Source organism: Crossiella sp. NPDC003009, assembly GCF_053591555.1.
Genome location: NZ_JBSFUA010000018.1, coordinates 32,484 through 58,212, shown reverse-complemented (window position 1 = coordinate 58,212; position 25,729 = coordinate 32,484). Strand labels below are relative to the sequence as shown.

26 protein-coding genes and 1 pseudogene are annotated in these 25,729 nt (G+C 70.9%); 15 read left to right on the top strand and 12 right to left on the bottom strand.

All coding sequences use genetic code 11. The features are described from left to right. Positions 1-2 precede the first annotated feature (2 nt). The 3 genes from pucL to uraD are packed head-to-tail and all read right to left on the bottom strand — an operon-like array spanning position 3 to position 1,692. Entirely contained in the window at positions 3-875 is an 873-nt protein-coding gene (gene pucL / locus ACWDY5_RS20415; protein ID WP_449723759.1) for a factor-independent urate hydroxylase, read from the bottom strand. 2 nt (positions 876-877) lie between these two features. Continuing rightward, positions 878-1,204: a hydroxyisourate hydrolase gene (gene uraH / locus ACWDY5_RS20410; RefSeq protein ID WP_449723827.1), complete on the bottom strand. Its 327-nt coding sequence runs from the start codon at positions 1,202-1,204 to the stop codon at positions 878-880. Then, positions 1,201-1,692, bottom strand: a complete 492-nt coding sequence (uraD, locus tag ACWDY5_RS20405; protein WP_252485379.1) for a 2-oxo-4-hydroxy-4-carboxy-5-ureidoimidazoline decarboxylase — start codon at positions 1,690-1,692, stop codon at positions 1,201-1,203. The genes uraH and uraD overlap by 4 nt, the downstream gene beginning before the upstream one ends. A 162-nt stretch (positions 1,693-1,854) precedes the next feature. Here uraD and ACWDY5_RS20400 point away from each other — a divergent pair, with 162 nt between their 5' ends. From ACWDY5_RS20400 to ACWDY5_RS20390, 3 genes are all read left to right on the top strand, one after another. Beyond that, on the top strand, positions 1,855-3,405 hold the full coding sequence (locus ACWDY5_RS20400) for a PucR family transcriptional regulator (protein WP_449723758.1): 1,551 nt from the start codon (positions 1,855-1,857) through the stop codon (positions 3,403-3,405). A gap of 48 nt (positions 3,406-3,453) precedes the next feature. After that, the gene (locus tag ACWDY5_RS20395) at positions 3,454-4,038 is read left to right on the top strand and encodes a GNAT family N-acetyltransferase (RefSeq protein ID WP_449723757.1); all 585 of its coding nucleotides are present in this window, start codon (positions 3,454-3,456) and stop codon (positions 4,036-4,038) included. A 72-nt stretch (positions 4,039-4,110) separates the two neighbouring features. Then, positions 4,111-5,085 (top strand): hypothetical protein, encoded by a 975-nt coding sequence (locus tag ACWDY5_RS20390; protein WP_449723756.1) that lies wholly within the window; start codon positions 4,111-4,113, stop codon positions 5,083-5,085. A 43-nt stretch (positions 5,086-5,128) separates the two neighbouring features. Here ACWDY5_RS20390 and ACWDY5_RS20385 read toward each other — a convergent pair whose 3' ends face one another. After that, positions 5,129-5,947, bottom strand: a complete 819-nt coding sequence (locus tag ACWDY5_RS20385) for an SDR family NAD(P)-dependent oxidoreductase (RefSeq protein ID WP_449723755.1) — start codon at positions 5,945-5,947, stop codon at positions 5,129-5,131. A gap of 1 nt (position 5,948) precedes the next feature. After that, the gene (locus ACWDY5_RS20380) at positions 5,949-7,454 is read right to left on the bottom strand and encodes a flavin-containing monooxygenase (RefSeq protein WP_449723754.1); all 1,506 of its coding nucleotides are present in this window, start codon (positions 7,452-7,454) and stop codon (positions 5,949-5,951) included. A gap of 74 nt (positions 7,455-7,528) precedes the next feature. On the opposite strand from ACWDY5_RS20380, the gene ACWDY5_RS20375 reads away from it, so the two are divergent. From ACWDY5_RS20375 to ACWDY5_RS20365, 3 genes are read left to right on the top strand one after another with little or no spacing between them, the layout of a single operon-like run. Then, positions 7,529-8,149: a TetR/AcrR family transcriptional regulator gene (locus tag ACWDY5_RS20375; protein ID WP_449723753.1), complete on the top strand. Its 621-nt coding sequence runs from the start codon at positions 7,529-7,531 to the stop codon at positions 8,147-8,149. Between the two features lie 57 nt (positions 8,150-8,206). After that, positions 8,207-8,617, top strand: coding sequence for a hypothetical protein (locus tag ACWDY5_RS20370; protein WP_449723752.1), 411 nt, complete (start codon positions 8,207-8,209; stop codon positions 8,615-8,617). Beyond that, positions 8,602-8,922, top strand: coding sequence for a DUF3817 domain-containing protein (locus ACWDY5_RS20365; RefSeq protein WP_283660725.1), 321 nt, complete (start codon positions 8,602-8,604; stop codon positions 8,920-8,922). The genes ACWDY5_RS20370 and ACWDY5_RS20365 overlap by 16 nt, the downstream gene beginning before the upstream one ends. Here the strand turns inward: ACWDY5_RS20365 and ACWDY5_RS20360 are convergent. Further along, on the bottom strand, positions 8,919-9,686 hold the full coding sequence (locus ACWDY5_RS20360) for a TetR/AcrR family transcriptional regulator (RefSeq protein WP_449723751.1): 768 nt from the start codon (positions 9,684-9,686) through the stop codon (positions 8,919-8,921). The genes ACWDY5_RS20365 and ACWDY5_RS20360 overlap by 4 nt on opposite strands. Positions 9,687-9,768: 82 nt before the next feature. Between ACWDY5_RS20360 and ACWDY5_RS20355 the strand changes: the two genes are divergently transcribed. Further along, positions 9,769-10,350 carry a hemerythrin domain-containing protein gene (locus ACWDY5_RS20355; protein ID WP_449723750.1) on the top strand — a complete coding sequence of 194 codons (582 nt, stop codon included), beginning with the start codon at positions 9,769-9,771 and terminating at the stop codon, positions 10,348-10,350. A gap of 61 nt (positions 10,351-10,411) precedes the next feature. On the opposite strand, the gene ACWDY5_RS20350 is transcribed toward ACWDY5_RS20355, so the two are convergent. Beyond that, positions 10,412-10,801, bottom strand: coding sequence for an STAS domain-containing protein (locus tag ACWDY5_RS20350; protein ID WP_283660722.1), 390 nt, complete (start codon positions 10,799-10,801; stop codon positions 10,412-10,414). A 138-nt stretch (positions 10,802-10,939) separates the two neighbouring features. On the opposite strand from ACWDY5_RS20350, the gene ACWDY5_RS20345 reads away from it, so the two are divergent. Continuing rightward, positions 10,940-12,868: a SpoIIE family protein phosphatase gene (locus ACWDY5_RS20345; RefSeq protein ID WP_449723749.1), complete on the top strand. Its 1,929-nt coding sequence runs from the start codon at positions 10,940-10,942 to the stop codon at positions 12,866-12,868. A 56-nt stretch (positions 12,869-12,924) separates the two neighbouring features. Here ACWDY5_RS20345 and ACWDY5_RS20340 read toward each other — a convergent pair whose 3' ends face one another. Further along, the gene (locus ACWDY5_RS20340; RefSeq protein WP_449723748.1) at positions 12,925-13,182 is read right to left on the bottom strand and encodes a hypothetical protein; all 258 of its coding nucleotides are present in this window, start codon (positions 13,180-13,182) and stop codon (positions 12,925-12,927) included. A gap of 123 nt (positions 13,183-13,305) precedes the next feature. On the opposite strand from ACWDY5_RS20340, the gene ACWDY5_RS20335 reads away from it, so the two are divergent. From ACWDY5_RS20335 to ACWDY5_RS20325, 3 genes are read left to right on the top strand one after another with little or no spacing between them, the layout of a single operon-like run. Next, complete coding sequence (locus tag ACWDY5_RS20335) at positions 13,306-14,484, top strand: PP2C family protein-serine/threonine phosphatase (RefSeq protein ID WP_449723747.1); 1,179 nt, start codon at positions 13,306-13,308, stop codon at positions 14,482-14,484. A gap of 29 nt (positions 14,485-14,513) precedes the next feature. After that, on the top strand, positions 14,514-16,064 hold the full coding sequence (locus tag ACWDY5_RS20330) for a sensor histidine kinase (RefSeq protein WP_449723746.1): 1,551 nt from the start codon (positions 14,514-14,516) through the stop codon (positions 16,062-16,064). Then, complete coding sequence (locus ACWDY5_RS20325; protein ID WP_449723745.1) at positions 16,061-16,510, top strand: response regulator; 450 nt, start codon at positions 16,061-16,063, stop codon at positions 16,508-16,510. The genes ACWDY5_RS20330 and ACWDY5_RS20325 overlap by 4 nt, the downstream gene beginning before the upstream one ends. 51 nt (positions 16,511-16,561) lie before the next feature. On the opposite strand, the gene ACWDY5_RS20320 is transcribed toward ACWDY5_RS20325, so the two are convergent. Then, positions 16,562-16,951 carry a carbohydrate-binding protein gene (locus ACWDY5_RS20320; protein WP_449723826.1) on the bottom strand — a complete coding sequence of 130 codons (390 nt, stop codon included), beginning with the start codon at positions 16,949-16,951 and terminating at the stop codon, positions 16,562-16,564. A gap of 27 nt (positions 16,952-16,978) precedes the next feature. Further along, positions 16,979-18,835, bottom strand: a pseudogene (locus tag ACWDY5_RS20315) (glycoside hydrolase family 3 protein); the annotation flags it as partial. Positions 18,836-19,241: 406 nt separating this feature from the next. On the opposite strand from ACWDY5_RS20315, the gene ACWDY5_RS20310 reads away from it, so the two are divergent. Beyond that, complete coding sequence (locus tag ACWDY5_RS20310; RefSeq protein ID WP_449723744.1) at positions 19,242-20,819, top strand: S8 family serine peptidase; 1,578 nt, start codon at positions 19,242-19,244, stop codon at positions 20,817-20,819. Positions 20,820-20,898: 79 nt separating this feature from the next. Further along, the gene (locus ACWDY5_RS20305) at positions 20,899-21,837 is read left to right on the top strand and encodes an AEC family transporter (protein ID WP_449723743.1); all 939 of its coding nucleotides are present in this window, start codon (positions 20,899-20,901) and stop codon (positions 21,835-21,837) included. On the opposite strand, the gene ACWDY5_RS20300 is transcribed toward ACWDY5_RS20305, so the two are convergent. Continuing rightward, positions 21,834-22,415, bottom strand: a complete 582-nt coding sequence (locus tag ACWDY5_RS20300; RefSeq protein ID WP_449723742.1) for a dihydrofolate reductase family protein — start codon at positions 22,413-22,415, stop codon at positions 21,834-21,836. The two genes, ACWDY5_RS20305 and ACWDY5_RS20300, sit on opposite strands and share 4 nt — an antisense overlap. Positions 22,416-22,488: 73 nt before the next feature. Here ACWDY5_RS20300 and ACWDY5_RS20295 point away from each other — a divergent pair, with 73 nt between their 5' ends. Beyond that, positions 22,489-23,289, top strand: a complete 801-nt coding sequence (locus tag ACWDY5_RS20295; RefSeq protein ID WP_449723741.1) for an MBL fold metallo-hydrolase — start codon at positions 22,489-22,491, stop codon at positions 23,287-23,289. 520 nt (positions 23,290-23,809) lie between these two features. On the opposite strand, the gene ACWDY5_RS20290 is transcribed toward ACWDY5_RS20295, so the two are convergent. Beyond that, the gene (locus ACWDY5_RS20290) at positions 23,810-25,459 is read right to left on the bottom strand and encodes a bifunctional 3'-5' exonuclease/DNA polymerase (RefSeq protein ID WP_449723740.1); all 1,650 of its coding nucleotides are present in this window, start codon (positions 25,457-25,459) and stop codon (positions 23,810-23,812) included. Positions 25,460-25,558: 99 nt separating this feature from the next. Between ACWDY5_RS20290 and ACWDY5_RS20285 the strand changes: the two genes are divergently transcribed. Then, positions 25,559-25,723 carry a hypothetical protein gene (locus tag ACWDY5_RS20285; protein ID WP_252486611.1) on the top strand — a complete coding sequence of 55 codons (165 nt, stop codon included), beginning with the start codon at positions 25,559-25,561 and terminating at the stop codon, positions 25,721-25,723. Positions 25,724-25,729: the final 6 nt, after the last annotated feature.

Genomic DNA, 25,729 nt, shown 5'->3' with positions numbered 1-25,729 from the left:
GCTCACCATGCCTCACCCGGCGGGGGCGCGTCCTCGCGCAGCGCCGAACCCTCGATCAGCCCGTACGGCCGGTCCGCGGCGAAGAACACCTCACCGGGGTTGTCCAGCCCGAAGGGCGACAGGTCGACCAGGAAGTGGTGCTTGTTCGGGAGAGCCAGCCGGACCTCCACGACGTCCGGCTGGCCGGTGAGGACCCTGGAGCCCATCGCGTGCAGGGTCTGCTGCAGGGAGAAGCTGTGCGTGTCCGCGAACGCGGCCAGTAGCGCGGCCTTGGCCTGCCGGTGCGACTCGGCCCAGTCCCGCTCGCCGGCGTCCCGGTGCCGCCAGCGGGCGTCCACCGCGGTGGCCAGGATGCGGTCGGTGGCCTCGGGCAGGGTGGTGTACTCGTCCTTGGCGTAGCCCCAGAACTCCGAGCCGGTGGAGTTGAGCACGGTCAGCTCGGTGACCCCGGAGACCACCCACGCGGTGTCCCCGTCGTAGGTGACCGTGGTGGTCCGGGTGCCGTCGCCGGTGCGGTGGAAGGAGTGCGAGGCGGGCTGGCCGTCCACCAGCGTCCGGGCCCAGCCGTACTGCTCGATGGCCACCCTGGCCCGGTGGATCGCGGGCTGGGTGTCGACGAAGTGCCTGGCCAGCCGCAGCGCGAAGTCCTCGATCTCTCCGACCCCGTCGCGGGCGAAGGCGTAGACGGTGTTCTTCTGGCTGTCGGTGGGCAGCACCTTGGCGTTGTCACCGGTCAGGTGGGTCTCGGCCAGATCCCCCGACAGGGCGATGCTGGCATTCAGATCCGTGATGTGGTGCCCGGCCGCGCCCCGGTCGATCCGCACCAGCCGGACCTCGGCCTTGCCGTACTGGTTGTCGCCCAACACGATGCCCACGGTCAGCTCCCCCGGTAGGTCGAGTACGCGAACGGGCTCAGCAGCAGCGGCACGTGGTGGTGCTCGGCCGGGTCGGCGACCAGGAAGCTGATCACCACCTCCGGGTAGAACACCGGCCTGCCGGTGGCGGCCAGATACGGCCCGGTGTGGAAGAACAGCCGGTGCGCGCCCTCGGCGATGGGCAGGTCCCGCAGCCTGCCGTCGGCGTCGGTGACCCCCTCGGCGACCTGTGTCCACACCGCGTTGTCCAGGTGTTCCAGGTGCACCCGCACCCCGGCCGCCGGGCGGCCCAAGGCCGCGTCCAGCACGTGCGTGGAGATCGCCATCAGCCCACCATCTTGGTCAGTCGCAGTCGGACGATCCCGGCCAGCTCGGCCTTGACCACCTCACGTTCGGCGAAGGGCTCGTTGCCCAGCCGGTGCCGCAGCGCGGAGAGGATCTCGCCAGCGGTCTTGCCGGTCGCGCAGATCAGGAACACGTGCCCGAACCTGGCCTCGTAGCGCTGGTTGCCCTCCACCAGCTGCCGCTGCACGTCGGCGTCCACGGTCTTGGCCGCGGCCTGCTCGCCCCGCGACCAGCGGGCCTCCTGACCGCCGCCCGCCGCGCGCTGCCCGATCCGCGGGTGCGCGTCCAGGGCCTGCCGCAGCTGGGTCCAGTCCAGCGCCTTGAGCGCGTCCGCCCCGGCGGTCTGCAGGGCGCGCAGGTCGCGGTAGGGGCGTCCGGCCAGCACCCGGCGGATCCACGCCGGGCTCGCGCAGCACGCGCGCAACAGCTCGACCGCCCTGGACTCGGGCAGCGCGTTGAACTCCTCCAACAACTCCCGGACCCCCGTTACACGGTGCTCACCAGGTGGTGTCGGCCAGTACATCCAGGTTGGGCAGGCTGCGACTAGGTATGAGAAGCATGAAAACACCGTCTTGTGCGGGCCGGTCTTTTGTGGCTTCCTCCAATGCGGTGAGCTGAGGTGGAGGCGACGCGGATGCGGTTGCGCACACTGCTGGCGGTCTCGGAGCTGAAGCTGGTCCTGCTGACCGGCGCGCAGCACCTGGACCGGCCGGTGCGCTGGGTGTACACCACCGACCAGCGCGACCCCAGCCGCTACCTCTCCGGCGGCGAGCTGGTGCTCACCGGCATGGTGTGGCGGCGCGGGCCGGAGGACGCGGAGGCCTTCGTCTCCGCGATCGCCGCCGCCGGGGTGGCCGGACTGGCCGCCGGGGACGCCGAGTTCGGCTCCGTGCCCCCTGACCTGGTCGAAGCCTGCGCCCGGCACGGGGTGCCGCTGTTCGAGGTGCCCATCGACGTCTCCTTCGCCACCATCACCGAGCGGATCGTGCTGGCGCTGGCCGCGGACCGGCCGGACCACGCCGCGGTGGCGCTGGACCGGCACCGCCGCCTGGTCGAGGCGGTGGCTGAGGGCGCAGGCCTGGCCACCTTGCTGGAGCTGGGCTCCACCGGGATCGGCGCGCACTGCTGGGTGCTCTCGCCCACCGGCCGGGTGGTCGCGGGCAGCACCCGCCCGCCCTCGCCGGGCAAACGGGAGCTGCTGGTCCGGCAGTTCCTGCAGGCCGACCGGCTGCCGCGCACGGTGCGGCACCGGGACAGCCCGCCGTGCACCCTGCTGCCGGTGCCAGGGCGGGGCGGGCAGCGGATGGCCAGCTGGTTCCTGGTGGTCGACGGCGACCAGGAGCAGTGGGACCAGGGCCAGCGGGAGGTAGCCGGGGAGCTGGCCACCCTGGTCTCGCTGGACCGCTCCCGGCTGGAGGAGCGGCGGCGGGTGGAGAACCGCTCGTTCGCGCCGCTGCTGCACGCGCTGACCACCGGCAGGGCCGGGGCGGGGGAGATCGAGTCCAGGCTGGCCGCGGCCGGGCTGGCGCCGGGGGACGCGGTGTGCGCGCTGTCGGCGGCCACCGTCGGCGGCGGGCCGGGACTGGCCGCGCTGGTGCTCGGCGAACTGGCCGCCGAACGCGCCAACCGGGTGCTGCTGGGCACCCTCGGCGAGGAGGCCTGCGCGGTGCTCTCCGGCACCCCGGAGGCGCTGACCGGCGCCTTGCGCGAGCTGCGCGCCGCGGTGGAGGTGGTCGAACCGGGACTCGGCTCGGCCAGGCTGGTCATCGGGATCAGTGGAGTGACCAGCGCCTCCGGGCTGGCCGGTGCGGTGGAGGAGGCGCGGCACGCGCGCACCCTGGCCGAGCACCGGGACGCCAGGACCGCGGTGGTGGCCGCCGAGGAGATCGCCTCGCACCTGCTGCTGCTGGCCACCGTGCCCGAGGAGCTGCGCCGCTCCTTCGCGCACCGGCTACTCGGCCCGCTGCGCAACTACGACCGGGAGCACGGCTCTGACCTGGTGGCCACCCTGCGGGTCTTCCTGGACTGCGCGGGCTCGCCGACCAAGACCGCGGCCAAGCTGCACGTGCACGTCAACACGCTGCGCTACCGGATCGCCAGGATCGAGGAGCTGACCGGCCGCGACCTGAGCTGCTTCCCCGATCGGGTGGATCTGTACCTCGGGCTGAACCTGGACCCCGGCTGACCGGACCCGTCAAGATCATTCGTCGGGGAGTTGTGGCACTGTCGGGGTATGACTCCGGAGCCGGTGGTCCGTCCGCGCGGGGACGCCTTCGACGCCGCGGTGGAAACCCTGGCCGTGGCCTACCTCGACGATCCGCTGGTGAGCTGGCTGTTCCCGGAACCGACCAGCAGGCTGCGCTTCCAGCGCGGCTTCATCCGGTTCCTGCTGGCCGCGGGCGAGGCCGAGCTGGAGACCACGGCGGAGGGGGCCGCGGTCGCGCTGTGGCTGACCGTGGAGGCCAACGGCGAGTTCACCGGCCTCACCGCCGACGAGCTGACCGCCCTGCACGCCTCCTTCGGCCCGGCCGCGCACCGCCTGGCCGAGCTCGGCGGCGAGTTCACCCGGCGGCACCCGCACGGCGAGCGGCACCTGTACCTGCCGCTGATCGGCGTGCTGCCGGAGGCCCGCGGCCAGGGCCACGGCAGCCTGCTGCTGCGCCACCGCCTGGCCGGGACCAGGCTGCCCGCCTACCTGGAGGCCAGCACCGAACGCGGCGTCGCGCTCTACGCCCGGCACGGGTTCGTGCCGCTCGGCGAGCCGATCCGGCTGGCAGGCGGCCCGGACTGCCACCCCATGTGGCGCCCGGCCGAGTGACTGCGGGTAGTGACCGCCCGGACCCGGTGTTACGTTGCGTGCAACGTTGGAAACTGTCTGGGGAGGACGACGTTGAAGCGCACGTTCCTGCGGTTGTGGCTGGTCGTGCTGGGCACCCTCGCGCTGACCGGGGCACTGCTGCCCGGCACCGCGCTGGCGGTGGACCTGCCGGGCGGCAAGCGGATCTACGCGGTCACCATCGGCCAGGTGGCGCCGACCGGCACGACGCCGACCGGGAACGAGTTCTCCCGGCTGGCCATGTACTACTTCAACGGCGACGGCACCGTGCGGGAAGGGTTCTGGTTCTGGAGCTGGAACAAGGGCTACCCGGGAGTGCCGATCCGCACCACCTCGGCGGGCTGTGACAACTGCAGGATCCACACCGCCGGTGGGTTCCAGACCGGGGCCGAGGTCAAGTCGCTGACCGGCAAGTACACCACCAGCGGCAACCAGGTCACGGTCACCTGGGACGGCGGGGTCACCGAGAAGTGGACCGTGGCCACGCCGGAGCCTGGGATCAGCGCGATCTCGCTGACCGGCTCGAACTACGGCGCGAACGTGGGCCAGGGCTACGGCAGCAACGCCAGCAACGACCTGGCCATCCCGATGAACGAGGTGCCCAAGAAGGCCTACCGGGGCCGCTTCGCGCACAACTTCTTCGTCCAGTCCACCGGCAAGCTGTCCTCCGGCACCGGCGCGTCCAAGATCGACCTGGCGCTGGACGGGTGGAAGCAGTGCAACGGCAACTGCCTGAGCGGTCTGTTCGACGCCGGTCCCAACGCCTGCACCGCCTGCCCGGACGGCAAGCCGGGCAAGATCCGGTACTACATGGCGTCCGAGGGTGGGCGGAAGAACTTCTACGAGCACTTCTGCACCTGCCTGGTGCAGGGCGGCAGCACGCCTTGCTACACCGGCGGCTCGCACCGCAAGCCGCAGCTGCAGGTGATCGACGACGCGGGCAAGTTCCGCGGCTGGGTCGGCATCGAGGCCCAGCACCGGGAGCCGCGGCGCGGCACGCTCGGCGTGCACTGGCACGTGGACCTCTGAGCTCCAGGGGACGGCGGTGGTGGGGCCGCCCCCTGGAGTGAGCTCAGTACATCGTGCGGCGGCTGATCTTCTCGGTGAACCAGGCGAACCGGCTGCCCAGCAGGGCCTGGAGCACGTTGAGCGCGTGTGCGTCCGGGCCGATCAGGATGCGCGCCTGGTTGCGCTGGATGCCGCGGATGATGGTCCGGGCCGCGGCCGGCGCGCTGGTGCCCGCGATGCGGTCGAAGGCCGTGCTCAGCGACTTGCCGTACTCCGGCGTGCTGTGCCGGGCGTTGTTCACGATGTTGGTCTTGATCCCGCCGGGGTGCACGCAGCTCACGCCCACCGGGTGCCCGTCGATGCGCAGCTCCTGGCGCAGCGACTCGGTGAAGCCGCGCACCGCGTACTTGGCCGCGTGGTAGGCGGTCTGCCTCGGCACGGTCAGCAGGCCGAACAGGCTGGAGATGTTGACCAGGTAGCCGTCCCCGGAGGCGATCAGGTGCGGCAGGAACGCCTTGGTGCCGTTGAGCACGCCACCGAAGTCGATGTTCATCACCCAGTCGAAGTCGGCGATGTCGGTCTCGGTGAAGCTGGAGGTCGCGGTCACCCCGGCGTTGTTGACCACCAGCTCGGCCCGGCCGAAGTCACTGACCACCTCGTCGGCGTGCGCCAGCACCGCGGCCCGGTCGGCCACGTCCAGGTGGTAGCCCTTGGCCCGCGCGCCGATCCGCTCGGCCTGGCGCACCGTCTCGGCCAGCCCGTAGTCGTCCACATCGGACAGTGCCAGCTGCGCGCCCCGGCGCGCCAGGTCCAGGGCCAGCGCCCGGCCGATGCCGGAACCGGCTCCGGTGATCACAGCGACCCTGCCGCGGAACTCCCGCATGTCAGTGCACCGCCTCATCGGTCCTGGTCACCGCGGCGACCTCCTCGGTGGCGCGCAGCCGGATCGAGTAGGCCTGCGCGTCGAACTTGCGGGTGAGCTGCCGGTAGCTCCAGGTGAAGGTAGGCCACAGCGTGGTGTTGCGCCCCTTGGCATCCAGGTACCAGCTCTCGCAGCCGCCGGTGAGCCAGACCGTGCCCCGCATCTGCTTCTGCACCTGCTCGTTGAAGGCGTGCACCCGGTCCACCCTCGGGTCCAGCTCGACGACCTCCTTGCGCCCCAGCACCTTCAGCGCGTCCATCACGTAGTTCACCTGCGACTCGATCATGAACACGATCGAGTTGTGGCCGAGACCGGTGTTCGGGCCGACCAGCATGAACAGGTTGGGGAACCCGGCGATGGTGGTGCCCTTGTAGGCTTCCATGCCGTCCTGCCAGGCCTCGCCGAGGCGGACCCCGCCGCGGCCGTAGACCTTCTCCAGCGAGGGCGGGTCGGTGGCGTGGAAGCCGGTGCCGAAGATGATGGTGTCCACCGGGTGCTCAGTGCCGTCCGCGGTCACCACGGAGTTCGCCCGCACCTCGGTGATCCGGTCGGTGACCACGTCCACATTGGACTGCGCGACGGCGGGGTAGTAGTCGTTGGAGATGAGGATCCGCTTGCAGCCCATGGCGAAGGTGGGTAACAGCTTCTTGCGCAGCTCCTTGTCCTTGACCGCGCGGAAGAGGTTCTTCTTGGCCCAGCGCTCGCCGAGACGCAGCATCTTGGGCTGCCGGGTGAAGCCGATGACGTAGGTCTCCCGGCCCCAGTAGATGGCCGCGCGCACCAGCCGCTGCAACGGCGGGAACCACCGGAACAGGGTGCGCTCGACGCCGGTGATCGGCCGGTCCCTGCGCGGCATCACCCAGGGCGCGGTGCGCTGGAACAGCCGCAGCCGCTCCACCTTCGGCTGGATCTGTGGCACGAACTGGATGGCCGAGGCGCCGGTGCCGATCACCGCGACCTTCTTGCCGGTCAGGTCGTAGTCGTGGTCCCAGCGCGCGGAGTGGAAGGCGTGGCCCTCGAAGGTGTCCAGGCCCTTGATGTCGGGCAGCTGCGGCTCGCACAGCGGGCCCATGCCGGAGACCAGCACCTTGGCCGCGAAGGTCTCCTGGCTGGTGCGCACGATCCACCGGCCGCGCGCCTCGTCCCAGTCCGCGCGCTCGACGTCGTGGCCGAAGCGGATGTGCGGGTACACGCCGTGCTCGCGCGCGGTGCGGCGCAGGTAGCGCCAGATCTCCGGCTGCGGAGAGAACGAGCGGGTCCAGTCCGGGTTGGGCGCGAAGGAGAAGGAGTACAGGTGCGAGGGCACATCGCAGGCCGCGCCGGGGTAGGTGTTGTCCCGCCAGGTGCCGCCGACCTCCTGGGCGCGCTCCAGCAGGACGAAGTCGGTGATGCCGCGCTGTTTCATCCGGATGGCCATGGCGAGGCCGGCGAATCCGGTGCCGATGACGGCTACGTGCACCTCGTGCATGAGCTGGCCTCCTTATTGACTGATATTCAATAAGCTAGTGGCGCTGTTGAGCCGGAGTCAATAAGCTGTTCGTTGTGACCCAGCGCACTCGTCTCAGCCCCGAACTCCGGCGGGCTCAGCTGCTCAAGCTCGGTGTGGAGCTGCTCTCCACCCGCACCCTGGACGAGCTCTCCATCGAGGACCTGGCCGCCGAGGCCGGTATCTCCACCGGCCTGCTCTTCCACTACTTCGGCTCCAAGCGCGAGTTCCACCTGGCAGTGGCCAGGGCCGCGGCCGCCCAGCTGCTGGAGTTCCTGGCCCCGGACAAGGCACTGGAGCCCGCGCCGCGGATGCGGCAGAGCCTGCGCGGCTTCGTCGACTACGTCAGCCAGAACCGGGACGCCTACACCTCGCTGGTGCGCGGCGCGGCCACCGGCGATGAGGCCATGCGGGCGCTGTTCGAGGAGACCAGGACCGCGATCGCGGACATCGTGCTGAGCAACGTGCGCGAGCTGGGCATCGAGTCCACCCCGGCGCTGGTGATGACCGTGCGCGGCTGGGTCGCCTTCGCCGAGGAGGTCACCATCAGCTGGCTGCGTGCGCAGCTGATCGACCGGGACGCCCTGCTGGACCTGCTGGAACGCGGCTTCTTCCAGCTGGCCATGGTGGCCGTCGGCGCGGACGCGGTCTCGCCGTACCTGCCCGATCCGTCCTGATTCGCGCGCCGGGGCCGCTCATCCGGTCGGATGAGTCGCGGTGCTACCGTCAATGCCGTGCGCAGCCGGTACCTCAGCCCTGGATGGCTGGCCGGGCATGTCCTGGTGCTGTTGTGCGCGCTCGTCTGCGGCTGGCTCGGCTGGTGGCAGCTGGAGCGGGCGCTGTCCTCCACCGGCAGCGGCCTGAACCTGGGCTACGCGTTGCAGTGGCCGCTGTTCGGCGTCTTCGGCATCGTCGCCTGGATCCGGTTCCTGCGCATGGAGGCCACCCGCGGCGAGGAGGACGGCGAGACCCCCGAGGCCGCCGGGACCCCTGAGCCCGTGGTGCCCGCGCAGGCGGAGCCGGTGGCGGAGAAGTGGCTGCCGGGGCGGCCCCGGCCCGCGGCCCAGGACGCGGACATCGACCCCGAGCTGGCGGAGTACAACCGCTACCTCAAGCAGAAGGCGGAACAGTGGCAACAAAGGTGAAGCCGGGCACGCTGTCCCGGTTCCGGATCATGGCCTACATCGTCGGCGTCGGCCTGCTGCTGCTGGTCGTGGTGGCCATGCCGCTGAAGTACCTGGCCGACATGCCCGGCCCGGTCGCGGTCATCGGCCCGATCCACGGTTTCCTCTACGCCATCTACCTGGTGCTCGCCTTCGACCTGGCGATCAAGAGCAAGTGGTCCATCGGCGGCACCCTGCTGGTGCTGCTGGCCGGGACGGTGCCGTTCCTGTCCTTCGTGGCCGAGCGCTGGGTGACCCGCAAGGTGCAGGCGGGCGAACGGATCTAGCCTTCGGCGCGCTGCTTGACCAGCACCTCGATGCCGTCGAGCACCCTGGCCAGCCCGAACTCGAAGTTGTGCGCCGGATCGGTCGCGCCGCCGTGCTCCATGCCTGCGGCCTGGCCGACCCGGCTGGCCACCGGGTAGCGCGCCGGGTCCAGCACCTTGCCCAACAGGGGCGCGTGCGCCTGCCACCACTGCTCGTCGGTGACCCCGCTGCGGGCGGCGGCCACCTCCGACTCCACCGCGCCGCGCACCGCGCTGTGCGTGAAGTCCAGCACCAGCCACAGCACCGAGTCCATCTCCACGTCGGACAGGCCGATGCCGTCGATCGCGCTGAGCTCGTGGTCGTACTTGGCGGTCACGTTCGGGCCCAGCACCGGACGGCTCATCAGCACGTAGGGCAGCCAGTTGTGCCGCTGGTACAGCTCCTTGTTCTGCCGCGCCACGTGCTCCAGCCGGTCCCGCCAGCTGCCGGGCGGGTGCTCCCTGGTGATCTCGCCGAAGACGGTGTCCAGCATGACGTCGATCAGCTCGCCCTTGCCCGGCACGTAGGTGTAGAGCGACATGGTGCCCACGCCCAGCTCCTCGGCCACCCTGCGCATGGACAGCGCGCCAAGGCCCTCGGCGTCGGCGATCCCGATCGCGGTGCGCACGATCCGCTCCACGTTCAGCTCGGGCTTGCCCTTGCGGCTGGCCCGTTCGCTGGTGCGCCACAGCAGGGCGAGGCTGCGGGCCGGGTCCCCGTGGCCGCTGAACTCGATAGTCGACATGGCCGGATCAGCCTAAACGGGTGTGGTTGAGCCGCCTCGGGCCGGGTATTCGGCTGACCGTACCCACCACGAGGAGGACCCCATGACTCGCGACGCCGTTTCGCTCATCAAGGCCGACCACCGGGTGATGGAGCGGTTGTTCGAGCAGGTCAAGCAGGCCGACCCTGAGCAGAGGGCACGCCTGGTGCACGAGGTCGAGGCGCGGTTGAACGCGCACAGCAGGGCCGAGGAGGAGCACGTCTACCCCGCCCTGATCGCGGCCGATCCCGACGAGCGCGGCGAGGTGCACCACGGCGCGGAGGAGCACCTGGAGGCCGAGGAGCTGCTGACCAAGGCCAAGAAGAGCACGCTCAACTTCAGCGGCAAGTTCCAGAAGTTCGTCGACGCGGTCCAGCACCACATCGAAGAAGAGGAGACCGACCTCCTCCCGGCCCTGCGCAAGGCCGTCTCCGCCGACGAGCTCCGCCGCCTCGGCGAGCAGTTCGACAAGGCGCGCAGGCAGCACCTGGCCGAGGCCGGGATCACCGCCGAGGTGCCCGCGCAGGGGGACAAGAGTGGCGAGCCCACCAAGGAGGAGCTGTACGAGCAGGCCAAGGCCGCCGACATCCCCGGGCGGTCGAGCATGACCAAGGACCAGCTCGCCGAGGCAGTGCGCAAGGCCTGACCACGGCGGGCGGAGGCGCCGGCCGGGTCGGCACGGGGCTCAGCGAGGAGCCCCGGCGGACTCAGATCGGCGCGGCCAGCGCCTCCTCCAAGGTCTCCCGCAGGTCGAACAGCGTGCTCAGGCCGGTGGTGGCCAGCGGGCGGAACACCGAGCGGTTCCCGGCGACCAGGCGCAGCGCGGTGCCCTTGTCCTGTGCGGCCTCCCTGGCCTCCACCAGTGCGGCCAGGCCGCTGGAACCCAGGAACGAGACCCCGGTCAGGTCGATGACCAGCAGCGGGCGGCTGCGCGCGAGCTGCTCCTCGATGCCGGTCTTGAGTAGCGGCGTGGTGAGCAGGTCGACCTCGCCGCCGACCTTGAGCACCCCGGCTAGCTCGGTCGAGGCCGCCGAGTCGAGGTCGATCAACGCCGCCGCGCGAGTCTGGTCCTCCGCGAACTCATCGGCCGTCGACACAGCGTCCTCCACTGAAGCTTCCGCAAGTGAACAGGTGTTTCACTTTTACCGTAGGCAGGTACTGGGTAAGGCACAACATAGCCGGGGCGCACGACACCGGCGCGGTCGGAGGGCGGACCGACGCACAGGAGGGCCGGGATGTTGGCGAGCGAGCGCACGGGCAGTGGCGAACCCGGGGAGTCCGAGGGGAACCAGGAGCGGATCGCGGCATTCGAGGACCTGCCCGCGATCGTCTGGGCCTTCGCCGGACCCCGGCACGTGGTGGTCGCGGCCAACCGGGCGGCGCGGGCCAGCATCGGCAACCGGCGCGAGGTGCTCGGCAGGCCGATCCGCGAGGTGATGCCGGAGGCGGCCGGCCAGCACATCTTCCCGCTGCTCGACGAGGTTTACCGGACCGGTAAACCCATGCGTGGCGAGGAACGGCGGGTGCTGATCGATGTCAACGGCGACGGCAAGGCCGAGGAGGGCTACGTCTCCTTCTCCCTGGTGCCCAGGCTGGCCGCGGGCGGAGCGGTCATCGGCCTGCTCGCCCTGGTCACCGACGCCACCGGCAGTGTGCGTGGCCGCCTGGCCGCCCAAGCCGGTGAGCAGCGGATGAGCGAGCTACGGGACGAGCAGCACGACATCGTGCGGACGCTGCAGGACAGCCTGCTGCCCACCGCGCTGCCGGTGCTGCCCGGCGCCCGGCTGGCCGCCCGCTACGCCACCGCGGGCTCGGCGCTCAGCGCGGGTGGCGACTGGTACGACGCGATCAGCCTCGGCGACGGCAGGCTCGCGATCAGCGTCGGTGACGTGGTGGGCAGCGGGCCGGGCGCGGCCGCGGTGATGGGCCAGCTGCGCAGCGCGCTCACCGCCTACCTGCTGGCCGGGATGGAGCTGGCCGAGGTGATCACCCGGCTGGGCGAGTTCGCCAGGCAGACCCCGCAGGCCGCGGGCGCCACCGCCTGCGTGGCGGTGCTGGACCCGGTGCGCGGCGAGCTGACCTACACCAGCGCCGCGCACCCGCCGATCGTCTGGGCCAGGCCGGGCCGGAAGGCGGAGTACCTGCCGAGGGCGGCGGGCACCCCGCTCGCGCTCGGCGCGGGCGAGTTCGAGGTGCGCAGGGCCGAGGTGGCCGCCGACGACCTGCTGGTCTTCTACTCCGACGGCGCGGTGGACCGCAACGGCCAGTCCCCGCACCGCAGCGCGGCCGGTCTGCTGGCCTGCGCGGCCGAGGTGGCCGCGGAGAAGGACACCAGCGTGGACTCCCGCTGCGACCGGCTGCTGGCCGGGCTGCTCAGCTCAGGCCCCCCGGAGGACGACATCGCGCTGCTGCTGCTCCGGATCCAGGAGCCCTTGGCCGGGCTGCGCCGCACCGTGCCGGGCCGCTCCGACCAGCTCGGCGGGCTGCGCAGGGACCTGCGCGACTGGCTGGCCGAGCGGGAGATCGACGGCGAGGACGCGCTGGCCGTGCAGATCGCGGTCGGCGAGGCCACCGCGAACGCGGTCGAGCACGGCTACGCCGACCTGGCGCCCGGCCCGGTCACGCTGACCGCCGACCTGGACCAGACCGGCACGCTGCGGCTGACGGTCACCGACTCCGGCCACTGGCGGCCACCATCGGAGGACCCGCAGGGGCGGGGGAGGGGACTGCTGCTGATGCAGGCCGCGATGGACTCGGTGCGGGTCCGGCACACCGAGGACGGCACCACCATCGACCTGCGCCGACGGCTGGGCGCGGGCCCAGGCCGGGAGGTCGAGCCCGGTTCCGACGAGCTGGGCATGGACATCGGGCACGGCAAGCACGGCCCGGTGGTCCGGCTGCACGGCGCGATCGACTCCACCACGGTGGACCTGGTGCAGCCGGTGCTGCGCCGCACCAGCAGGGGCGGGGCGCTGGCGCTGACCGTGGACCTGGCCGAGGTCAGCTACCTGGCCAGCGCCGGGGTGCGGATGTTCTTCGAGCTGGCCGCCGAGGCCGCGGCCGCGGGCGGGCGGCTGGTGCTGTGCGCGCCAGAGGGGACCTCGGCCAGCTACGTGGCCAGGCTGACCGGGCTGGACGCCTACGCGGAGGTGAGGACCAACTGAACGCGACACCCCCACGAGGCGCCGCGTCCAGTGTGCCCGTGCCCCGGCCTGGGGACTCAGTCCTTGTCGAAGGTCTGGTCGCCGGGGATGGCGCTGGCCCGGAAGTCGCTGATGGCCTGCTTGGCCGCGAACACCGCGGCAACCGCCTGGCCGAGCGCGATGGCGCCCTTCAGGCTGACGATGTTCTTCTCCCGCACCAACCTCATGAGCAAGCGGACCGTGTTGATCGCCGACACCGCGGCGAAGGCCAGCTTCAGACCCCCCTGGGCCATTTCGAGCTTGTCCACAGTGGACCTGGCCTTGACGCTGTCCATCCGGCTCCTCCTTCGACGACTGACATGGATCGGGTACCCCCTATGGCCGGAACCACGCACTCCGCCCCGGCGTTCGCGTCACCCGCTGCGTATTCTCCGGTGGAGCAGGAAGGCGGGCCGGAGGTGGGTGACCCAGCGGGCGGTGAGCGGTACTCGATCGTGCTGGTCGAGGACGACCGGGGGGACGCGTTCCTGGTCGAGGAGCTGCTGGCCGAGGCAGGACTGAACATCGAGCTGCACTGGGCGCGCAGTGTCGCGGACGCGCGGTCGCACCTGCGGCCAGGGGTGCACTGCGTGCTGCTGGACCTCAACCTGCCCGACGCCGAGGGCTTCCAGGCCCTGCACACCGTGCTGGAGCGGGTGCCCGGCGCGGCCATCCTGGTGCTCACCGGGCACGCCGACGAGCACCGCGGCGTGCAGGCGGTGGCCGCCGGCGCGCAGGACTACCTGGTCAAGGGGCAGGTCGACGGCGGCCTGCTGGCCAAGGCGATCCGCTTCTCGGTGGAGCGCAAGCGGGTGGAGGTGGGGCTGCGCAAGCTGCGCGAGGCCGCGCTGGTCGCCCAGGAGAACTCCCGGCTGGAACGTGGCCTGCTGCCCACCCCGCTGCTGGCCGACCCGCGCATCGGCTACCGCTCCCGGTACCGGCCGGGCCGCAGTCAGACCCTGGTCGGCGGCGACTTCTACGACCTGGTCGAGGCCGAGGACGGCACCCTGTACACCCTGATCGGCGACGTGTCGGGGCACGGGCCGGACGAGGCCGCGCTGGGCGTGTGCCTGCGCGCGGGCTGGCGGACCCTGGTGCTGGCCGAGACCTCGCCGGAGCGGATGCTGCCCGCGCTCAATCGCAAGATCATCCGGCATCCGTACCCGCGGATGGTCTTCGCCACCGTCTGCATGCTGGTCTTCTCCCCCGACCGCAAGGTGGTGGACCAGTACCTGGCCGGGCACCCGCCGCCGATCGCGCTGGCCGGCCCGGACACCCGGCAGCTGCCGGAGCAACCCAGCGGACCGGCGCTGGGCATCTTCGAGAGCGCGGAGTGGCCGGTGCAGCGGCTGGAGCTGCCGCCGGAGTGGACCCTGATGCTGTACACGGACGGGCTGTTCGAGGGCAAGACCGGCCGCGGCCGGGAACGGCTCGGCGAGGACGGCCTGGTGCGGCTGCTGCGCGCCCACTCCACCGCCGCCGCCACCCGGACGGAGTGGCTGGACGAGCTGATCAACGAGGTGCAGCAGCTCAACGGCGGCCCGCTGACCGACGACGTGGCGCTGCTGCAGCTGTCCTTCCGCCCCGACGCCGGGTGAGCGCCGGAGTGGCCGATAGACTGTCCACTGTGGAGGGACGGGTGCGCTGGTCGCTGCGGCGGCGGCTCGCGGTCGCCTTCGGCGTGCTCGGCGGGCTGCTCGCGATCGGCGTGCTGGCCGGGGTGCTGGCCGCCACCCGGCTCTTCGCCGCCAGCACGGACGTGGTGGACGACGTGTCCCCGGCCCGGATCCGCTCGGCCATGCTCGGCCAGACCTACGGCGACCAGCAGCTGGCCGTGCGCGACTACGTGCTCAGCGGCACCGAGAACAGGCTGGCGCGCTACCAGTCCGAGCGCACCGAGGAGTTCGCCACCCTGGCCAGGCTGCGCGAGCTGCTCGCGGGCCGGCCCGAGCTGAGGGCCAAGGTGGACGTCGTGCAGGCGGCGGCCGGCACCTGGCAGCGCGAGCTGGCCGAACCGGCCATCGCGCGGGTGAAGGCCAGCGGGGCCAGTGGCGCGCTGCTGGGCGGCCTGGACTACACCGAGCCCAGGTTCGTCGCGCTGCAGGACGCGCTCAAGGAGCTGGACGCCGCGATCGGTGAGCAGCGACTGGTCAGCAAGGCCGCGATGGAGCGGGCGCTGTGGACGCTGACCGGGCTGGGCATCGGGTTCGTGGCTTTCGCGCTGGTGTGCGCGGTGGCGCTGTGGCTGGCGCTGCGCCGCTGGGTGACCGCGCCGCTGGGCAGGCTCGGCGAGGAGACCACCAGGGTGGCCCAGGGCGACCTGTCCAGGCAGGTCGGCAGCAACGGGCCGCAGGAGATCGCCGCGCTGGCCGCGGACATCGAGGCCATGCGGGTGCAGATGTTCACCGCGCTGATGACCGCGGTGCGGGTGCAGGAGACGCTGCGGGAACAGGCCGAGCAGCTCGCCGAGTCCGCGGAGGACCTGCGCCGCTCCAACGCCGAGCTGGAGCAGTTCGCCTACGTCGCCTCGCACGACCTGCAGGAGCCGCTGCGCAAGGTGGCCAGCTTCTGCCAGATGCTGCAACGCCGCTACAGCGGCCAGCTGGACGCGCGCGCCGAACAGTACATCGAGTTCGCGGTCGACGGCGCCAAGCGGATGCAGCAGCTGATCAACGACATGCTGGCCTTCTCCAGGGTGGGCCGGACCACCGGCGGGTTCACCGAGGTCGAGCTGGATGAGGTGCTGGGCAGGGCGCTGACCAGCCTGACCGCCGCCCGCGAGGAGACCGGCGCGGTGGTCGAGGCGGACCCGCTGCCGCCGGTGCGCGGCAACGCCACCCTGCTGGCCCAGGTGCTGCAGAACCTGGTGGGCAACGCGATCAAGTTCCGCGGCGAGGCCGTCCCGCACATCCGGATCACGGTGGAACGGCACGCCGAGGAGTGGCTGTTCCGCTGCGCCGACAACGGGATCGGCATCGAGCCGCAGTACGCGGAGAAGATCTTCGTGATGTTCCAGCGCCTGCACGCCAAGGAGGACTACACCGGAACCGGCATCGGCCTTGCCCTGTGCCGCAAGATCATCGAACACCACGGCGGCCGGATCTGGCTCGACACCGAGATCAGCCAAGGCACTACCGTGTGCTGGACCCTGCCGGTTCTCGCCGAGGAGCACGAGTGATCGAACCCTCAGACATCCGCCCCATCGAGGTCCTGCTGGTCGAGGACGACCCCGGTGACGTGCTGATGACCACCGAGGCCTTCGAGGAGAACAAGGTCGGCAACCGCCTGCACGTGGTCAGCGACGGCGTGGAGGCGATGGCGTTCCTGCGCCGCGAGGGCAAGTACGCCGACGCGCCCCGCCCGGACCTGGTGCTGCTGGACCTCAACCTGCCCAAGATGGACGGGCGGGAGGTGCTGACCGAGATCAAGGGCGATGAGAAGCTGCGCCGCATCCCGGTGGTGATCCTGACGACCTCGGAGGCCGAGGAGGACGTGCTGCGCAGCTACCAGCTGCACGCCAACGCCTACGTCACCAAGCCGGTGGACTTCGAGCAGTTCGTGAAGGTGGTCCGCCAGGTGGACGACTTCTTCCTGACCGTGGTGCGCCTGCCCAGGGTGCAGTAAGACGCGGGGTGCGGTGGCGGCGGGTCAGGGTCCCGCCGCCACCGGCGTGTCTCACCTGGCGAACTGGAACCAGTTCAGGTTGGCGAAGTTCGCGCCCCCGCCGCCGGCCGCCACCACGTACAGCCGCTGCACCCCGGTCGCCGATCCGCTCACGTTCGCGCTGCGGCTGGCCCAGGTCTGCCAGCCGCCGGTGCTCGCCGCGGACACGGTCGCGACCACCGGCCCGGCCGGCGAGCCCAGCCGGAACTCCAGGGTCCCGTTGGTGCTCGCGCCGGAGGCCAGGCGGGCTGTGACCGTGCGCGGTGCGGTCGCGCCGAAGTCCACGTCGGCGTAGCCGAGGTAGTCGCCCGCGGCGATCCAGCCCACGTTGCGGCCGCAGCCGGCGTCGGTGCACCGCTGCACGTCGGTGCCGCGCTGCTCGTCGTAGTAGGCCGCGCCGATGATGGTGTACGGGCTCTGCGTGGCCGGGAACCGCTCGCCCGCGCCGTAGCCGAACAGCGGGGCCTTGCCGTCGCCGACGTTCACCGGCTGCTGGGCGGCGCCGGTCATCCAGCTCACCGGCAGGGTGGCGGTGGGCTTGTGGTCGCCGAAGAGCACGTCGGCCACGCCGTTGCCCTCGGTGCCGGGCAGCCAGGCGGCCACCAGCGCGCTCCAGTCCGGCAGTTGCGCGGCGATGTCCAGCGGGCGGCCGGAGACCAGCACCGTGACCACCGGCACCCCGGCGGCCTTGAGCCGGTTCAGGGTGGCCAGGTCCTCGGCGTCCAGGCCCATGCCGCCGGGGCGGTCGCCGTTGAACTCCGCGTACGGGGTCTCGCCGACGACCGCGATCGCGGCCTGGTAGCTGTCGTTGATCCCGTTGCCGCCGCGGTCGTAGGTGACCGTGGTCTGCGGTGAGACCGCGGCCCTGATCCCTTTCAGCACCGTGGTTCCCGGCGTGATGTTGCCGCTGCTGCCCTGCCAGCTGATGGACCAGCCGCCGCTCTGGTTGCCGATGTCGTCGGCGTTCTTGCCGGCCACGAAGATCTTGCTCGCGGTCTTGGGCAGCGGCAGCACCCCGTGCTGGTTCTTCAGCAGCACCTGGGACTTGCGCACCGCCTCCCGGGCCAGCGCGCGGTGCGCCGGGCTGCCCACGGTGGCGGTGAAGGACCGGTCGGTGAACGGCTTCTCGAACAGGCCCAGCTCGAACTTCTTGGTCAGGATGCGCCGGTTGGCGTCGTCCACCCGCGACATCGGCACCCGGCCCGCCTGCACCTCGGCGCGCAGCAGGTCGATGAACTTCCGCCACTCCGAGGGCACCATCACCATGTCGATGCCCGCGTTGATCGACTGCCGCACCTCGGCGGCGGTGAAGCCGGGCTGGCCGTCGATCTGGTCGATGGCGTTGTAGTCGGAGACCACCAGGCCGGTGAAGCCCAGCTCGGTCTTGAGCAGGTCGGTGATCAGGTATTTGTGGCCGTGCAGCTTGGCGCCGTGCCAGCTGCTGTAGCTGATCATCACCGAGCCGACCTTGCGCGCGATGGCCTCGCGGAAGGGCGGCAGGTGGATCGAGCGCAGCTCGGCCTCGGAGATCTGGGTGTCGCCCTGGTCCTTGCCGCCGGTGGTGCCGCCGTCGCCGATCCAGTGCTTGACGGTGGCCAGCACCGCACCGGGCTGGTTCAGCGCGCTGCCCTGCAGGCCGGTGACCAGCGTGGCCATCGAGGTGGCGATCTCGGGGTGCTCGCCGAAGGACTCGTAGGTGCGGCCCCAGCGGTCGTTGCGGGCCACGCACAGGCAGGGCGCGAAGTCCCAGTCGATGCCGGTGCCGGACACCTCCTTGGCGGTGGCCTCGCCGATCCGCCGGACCAGCTCCGGGTCGCGGGTCGCGCCCAGGCCGATGTTGTGCGGGAAGAGGGTCGCGCCGCGCACGTTGTTGTGCCCGTGCACCGCGTCCACGCCGTAGATCAGCGGGATGTTCAGCGGGGTGGCCAGCGAGGCCCGCTGGAAGTTGTCGTACATGTCGGCCCAGGCGGTGGCGGTGTTGGGGCTGGGCGCCGAACCGCCGCCGGAGAGCAGCGAGCCGATCCGGTAGGTGGTCAGGTCGGCGGCGCTGACCGAGGCGCGCTCGGCCTGGGTCATCTGGCCGATCTTCTCGTCAAGGGACATCCGGGACAGCAGGTCGGCGACCCTGGCGGGCACCGGCTGGGCCGGGTCTTTGTAGATCGGGTCGGCCGCCGCGGCCGGACCCGTGACCAGGGCGGAGCCGAGCAGGGCGAGGGTAAGCGCGCCGGTGGTCAGTCTCGCGAGCGACCGTGTGCGAGCGCTCTCACGTCGTCGTGGAAGAGGCATGGCAGGGCCTTTCGGGGAATTCGTTGCGACTCACAACAAGGCGGCCCCCTGACCGTAACCGGTCAGCCTGGCTTAGGCCTAGACCAATCGGGTGCCTACTTTCAGGCTGAACCGAGCAGTCTAGAAAACATCCCTGTTCGGCTTATCGACCCCTCGCGGAAATGGAGCTACGCTTTTCTTCCATTTCCTACGATTGCGTTTCCATGAGAAGCGCGAACGGCGAACTCTCTTTCCTAGCGTACTTTCGTGTTCCCTGTCCATGTCTGTACGTGAGGGCAAACAGTGAATTAGAGTCCGCCCTTACGTTCGCGCGAGCGTGCCTCACTTCCGTTCTGCACAAGAGCCAACCCTGCCCGGTGGTGCCAACAGGTGCCATCCGGCAGCTCTGCGGGAGAGGACAATGTTGATGAGTGGAACCCGGGACTGGCGGGGCAAGGCCGCAGCGGTGACGCTGCTGGCCGCCGCCACCACCGCCCTCGCCGCCCTGCCGGCCACCGCCGCGCCGGCGGCCGCCATCCGCAACGCGGGTGGTGAGGGCGCCGTGCCCAACAGCTTCATCGTCGTGCTGAAGGACAGCGCCGAGGTCAGGGCAGCCTCGGTCGCCACGGTCGCGAGCGATCTCGCGACCACCTATGGCGCGAAGGTCGGACGAACCTATGACACCGCCATTCGTGGTTTCTCGGTGACCGTCGGGGAATCGCAGGCGCGGCGTCTGGCCGCCGACCCTCAGGTCGCATTTGTGGAGCAGAACCGCACGGTGCGTATTTCCGGGACGCAGCCTAATCCGCCATCCTGGGGACTTGACCGAATCGACCAGCGGGCGCTCCCGCTGAACCAGTCCTACACGTATCCGAATGACGGCACCGGAGTGAACGTCTACGTCGTGGACACCGGTATCCGGGTGACGCACCAGGACTTCGGCGGCCGCGCGGTCTCCGGGTACGACTTCATCGACAATGACACCAACGCCGATGACTGCCAGGGTCACGGCACGCACGTCGCGGGCACCGTGGCCGGTACCGCGCACGGCGTGGCCAAGGGCGCCAAGGTGCACGCGGTCCGGGTGCTGAACTGCCAGGGCTCCGGCACGTACGAGCAGGTCATCGCCGGTATCAACTGGGTGGCCAACAACGCGGTCAAGCCCGCGGCCGCCAACATGAGCCTCGGTGGCGGGGCCAGCGACGCGGTGGACGCGGCCGTGCGCGGCGCCATCACCAAGGGCGTCACCTTCGCACTGGCCGCGGGCAACGGTGACATCTTCGGCCGTCCGCAGGACGCCTGCACGGTGTCCCCGGCCCGGACCCAGGAGGCCATCACGGTCGGCGCCACCGACCGCAACGACAACAAGGCGACCTTCTCCAACTTCGGCACCTGCGTCGACATCTTCGCCCCCGGCGTGGACATCACCTCGGCGTGGAAGGACAACGACACCATCACCCGCACCATCTCCGGCACCTCGATGGCGGCCCCGCACGTCGCGGGCGCGGCGGCCCTGGTGCTGCAGGCCAACCCGGCCTTCACCCCACAGCAGGTGCGGGACGCCATGGTGAACGCGGCCACCCCGGACAAGGTGGTCAACCCCGGCACCGGCTCGCCGAACAAGCTGCTCTTCGTCGGTGAGGGCGGCACCACGCCGCCGCCGAGCTGCACCATGACCAACGACAACGACGTCCCGGTGCCCGACCTGGCCACCGTGGAGAGCCCGGTGACCGTGGCCAACTGCGCGGGCAACGCGGCCACCGTGACCGTGGACGTCAACATCAAGCACACCTGGCGCGGTGACCTGGTGGTCGACCTGCTCGCGCCCGACGGCACCCCGTTCCGCCTGAAGGGCTCCAGTGGCTCCGACAGCGCGGACGACGTGGTGGGCTCGTTCACCGTCAACGCCGGTGGCAAGGCGAAGAACGGCGTGTGGAAGCTGCGGGTGCAGGACGTGGCCCGTTCCGACACCGGCACCATCCTGAGCTGGACCATCAAGCTCTGAGCTGATCCCGGCGTGGCGGCGGTTGTTGACTGGGTCTCAACCGCCGCCACACCGGCGCGCTCCGGGTTAGCTTCACCGGGTGCCCACCGTTGTCGCTGGTTTTGTGCCGATCTGGGCGCTGACCGGGGTGGGCTACCTGGTGCGGCGCACCAACCTGTTCGGCCTGGCCGCCGAGCGCGCGCTGACCAGGGTGGTCTTCTACCTGGCGATGCCGGCGGTGCTGTTCACCACGCTGAGCCGGGTCTCCCTGGACGGCCTGGCCAGCGGCTCGATCCTGGCGTTCGCCGCGAGCACGGTGCTGGTCGGCGCGCTCGGCCTGGCCGCCAGCCGCTGGCTGTTCCGCCGCAGGCTGGCCGACCAGGCCATCGGCGGCATGTCCTCGGCCTATGTGAACGCGGCCAACCTGGGCATCCCGGTGGCCATCACCGTGCTCGGCGACCCGAGCTTTGTGGTGGCCGCGCTGATGTTCCAGCTGCTGGTGGTCATGCCCACGGTGCTGACCCTGATCGACACCGACCTCAACGCCGGTGGCGGCGGCCGCTACGGCGCGATCCGCCGGGTCCTGCTGCTCCCGGTCCGCAACCCGGTGATCCTGGGCGCCGCGGGCGGCCTGGCCATCGCCGCCCTGGGCTGGAAACTGCCGCCGCTGCTCGCCCAGCCGCTGGACCTGCTCGGCGGCGCGGGCGTGCCACTGGCCCTGCTGGTGCTGGGCATGTCCCTGTTCGGCCGCGCCGAGTCCGCCGACCTGCCCCGCCGCAGCGAGGTGCTGGTGGTGGTCGTGCTCAAGATCGTGCTGCAACCCCTGGTGTGCTTCCTCATCGGCCGCTTCGCCTTGGGCCTGGACGGTCCGGCGCTGCTGGCCGCGGTGCTGTTCTCGGCCCTGCCCACCGCGCAGAACGCCTTCGTCTTCGCCAGCCAGTACCAGCTCCGCGCGGGCGCGCTGGCCCGCGACTCGATCCTGCTGACCACCCTGCTGTCCATGGCCAGCCTGACCTTGATCACCTACCTGCTGAGCTAGCCGGCCACCCGGTAGGTGACGTGGGTGACCATGGGCGAGTGCTCCACCAGCACCGGCTCCAGCTCCAGCCGCGGCCCCTGGTCGAACAGCGGCGTGCCCGCCCCCAGCAGCACCGGAGCCACGTGCAACCGCAGCTCCTGCACCAGCCCCGCGTGCATGGCCGCCCGGATCACCTGCGCCCCACCGGCCACCACCACGTCCTGTCCCTGCGCCGCCGCCCGCGCCCGGTCCACCGCCCGCCGCACCCCGTCGGTGACGAAGGTGAACCGGGTGACGCCCTGGATGTGGTCCGGCCGGTCCCGGTTGGTGAGCACAAAACAGGGCCGCTGCCAGGCCCCGTCCCCGCCCCACTTGCCGATCCCGACGTCGAAGAGCCGCCGCCCCAGCACAAACGCCCCGGTGTTGGCGAACATGCGTCTCGCCACCGCCAGATCCGCCTCACCCGGTGGCGTGTCCCCGAACCCGAGCCAGTGGTGCAGCCGCAACCCGTGCAGCCCCATGGGTTGCGCGGCGCTCACCTCCGGCCCGGCGACGAACCCGTCCACCGACACGGTGATCTCCGCGATGACCCGTCCCACACCATCTCCCTGCCCGCGCCGGTTAGCGTGTCCGCATGCCGGAGAAGCCCCCGGCGCACTGGGAGGAAACCTTATGGCCCCGAGCACCAGACCCCTCTGCCTGACCTGCGGCACCCAGTACGCGGCCCCCCGCACGGACTGTCCCATCTGCACCGATGAGCGCCAGTACGTGCCCGCGACCGGCCAGCGCTGGACCGACTTCGACGCGCTGCGCGCCAACCCGGAGCTCAAGCCCCGCATCCAGGAGGAGGGCCCCGGCCTCACCGGCATCGGCACCGAACCGAGGTTCGCCATCGGCCAGCGCGCCCTGCTGGTCCAGGCCCCCACCGGCAACATCCTCTGGGACTGCACCGCCTACCTGACCGACGAGATCATCACCGCCGTGCAGGACCGGGGCGGCCTGTCCGCCATCGCGATCAGCCACCCGCACTACTACACCACCATGGTCGAATGGGCCCACGCCTTCAACGTCCCCATCCACCTGCACGAGCACGACGCCGAGTGGATCGGCCGCCCAGACCCGTCCATCCACCTGTGGTCCGGCACCCGCAAACCCTTGGCCGACAACCTCACCCTGGTCAACCTGGGCGTGCACTTCGCGGGCGGCACGGTGCTGCACTGGAACCGCGCCCTGCTCACCGGCGACATCGTCCAGGTCATCCCGGACCGCAGCCACGTGGCCTTCATGTACAGCTACCCGAACCTGATCCCGGAGCGACCGGCAGTCGTCCGTAGAGCCCAGGAACTGTTGCGGGACTTGGACTTTGACGCCATCTACGGGGCTTGGTGGGACTCGACGATCCCGGAGAACGCCCACGAGATCGTGCAGCGCTCGGCCAAGCGGTACTTGGAGTACGTCCACGACGACAGCTGAGATTTTCACAACCTGTCCGAAGTCTTGAGGTTCCCCATGCCCGTCAACCTGGAGACATCGCACCACATCCCAGCGAGCAGACGCTCACAGCAACCGCCGGCAAAGCCTCGCACCTCAAGACCCGCTTGCGTCTCTGCCTTTGACTTTCCCCCCCATGCTTTGATTCCTGCCCGTCCGGCGAGGACGCTCTTGATCTTCGCTTGTAACCCCGAAGATCAAAAGAATGTCCTCGCCGGACGGGCAGACCCCCGGAGGGGTTGACAAGTCAAGGGCCGGGACGAGCAGGTTGCGGGGTTGAGCAGGCTGCCGACTCAAGACCCAGCGTGCTCGCGGGCCTCTCGTCTTCTCCGCACGACCTTCCGACAGCGAACCACATCCCACCGAGCAGCCGCCGTCACGCTGATCGGTGTTGGCGGCGGTTGCTGTGAGCGTCTGCTCGGTGGGATGCGGTGCGCGGTCTCCAGGCCGTACGGAGAAGACGAGAGGCCCGCTTTGTGGGTTTTCAACCCCGGCCTTCTTCTTACTTCGCGTCGGCGTAGCAGTCGGCCACCACCGCGTTCAACGGGAACCGCACCGGTGTATCCCCGAACAGCAACCGCGTAGCCCGTTCCGCGCACTCCTGCACCGCCGCCGCCACTTCCTCCGCCAGCTCCGAAGGACAGTGCACGATCACCTCGTCATGCTGGAAGAACACCAGTTCCGCCGGCTCCCGCAACGACGTCCGCAAACACGCCAGCAACGCCAGTGCCCACTCCGAAGCCGTCGCCTGCACCACGAAGTTCCGCGTGAACCTTCCCCGGGCCCGGGCCTGCCGCGCCTGACCGGTCTCCGTCTCCGCGTCCTCCACGATGCCCTGCCAGTCCGATCCCGGTGGCGGACAAGTCCTCCCCAGGTGCGAGCGAACCAGCCCGCCCAGTTCGCCAGTCCGCGCCGCTCGCTCCACGTACTCGATCGCCGCCGGGTAGCGCTTCCGCAGTGCCGCAAGCAGTTCGCCTGCGCCGCCACTGGTCTGGCCGTACATCACGCCCAGCATGCCGATCTTGGCTCGGTCGCGGTCGCCGCCGAAGGCCTCCTCCGCCAAGGCGGTGTACAGGTCACCGCTCGCCCCCGCCGCCGCCAGGCGCTGGTCACCGGCCAGGGCGGCCAGTACCCGGGGTTCCAGTTGGCTGGCGTCGGCCACCACCAGCGACCAGCCCGGGTCGGCGACCACGGCCCGTCGCACGGTCTTGGGGATTTGCAGTGCGCCGCCGCCCCTGGTCGCCCATCGCCCGGACACCACGCCACCGGCCACCCACTCCGGGCGGAACCGGCCGTCGCGCACCCAGGCCGACAGCCAGGACCAGCCGTGCGCCGTGTAGATCCGGTACAGCTCCTTGTACTCCAGCAGCAGGGGCACTGCCGGGTGGTCCACGCCCTTGATCACCCAGGACCGGGTGGACGGCAGGGAATGGCCTGCCTTGGCGAAGGCTTTCAGGACCTCGGCGGGGGAGTCCGGGTGGAACCGGCGGCCGCCGAAGGCGTCGATGATCCGTTCGGTCAGCTCGGCCAGCCGCTGCGGCGGCACTCCGGCCGGTGGGCGTGGACCCAGCAAGTCAGTGAGCAGCTTGTCGTGGATGTCGGCTCGCCACGGCACCCCGATGTGGCCCAGTTCCGCCGCGGCCAGGCCACCGGCGGACTCCGCGGCCACCAGCAGGCGGAACCGGCCCGGCTGGGCCAGCGCGCCGATCCTGGCCTGCTGGTCCCGGTGCACCGCGATCACCGCGTCCAGTGGGTCCACCTCGGGCAGGTCGGTGCGCGCGGTCTCGAACAGCGTCGGGTGCTCGTCCCTGGGCCGCACCGGTGGGTCCGGCGGCACCGGCAGACCGGCCTGGCGCGCGTAGGCCGCGGCCAGTCCGCGGGGCTCGCCCCAGCGGCCGGCGTGGCCGGACAGCAGTGACTCGGTCAGCTCCAGGTCGTGGCAGCGGGTCAGCCGCACCCCGGCGCGCAGCAGCCTCGGGTACAGCTCGGCGCTGTTGGCCAGCACCCAGCGGGGCTGGTGCGCCCGTTCCAGCTCGGCCACGGTGCCCGCAAGGGCAGTGGTGGACGTGACCTCGCTCACGGGCTGTCCGTCCTCGGACAGCTCGCACAGCCTGGCCTCCCCGTTGGGGCTGGTCACCACCGCGATCCGCATCACGAGCGATTGTGCGCCACGGCACCGACAATCCTGTGTGGACCGGCCATGGGTAGCGTGTCCGGAGCACCCATGAGGGAGTTTTTCTGAGGAGGGAACATGAGTGCGAGCGAACGACCGCTGATCGACCTGTCCCGGGATCCGAACCCGGGGAAGCCGGATCACGCGCTGCCGGAGGGGGCGCCGCGTCATCCGCTGATCGACCTGTCCCGGGACCCGAACCCGGGCGTGGCCGACCACGCGAAGCCCGACGACGAGGACTGAGGAACG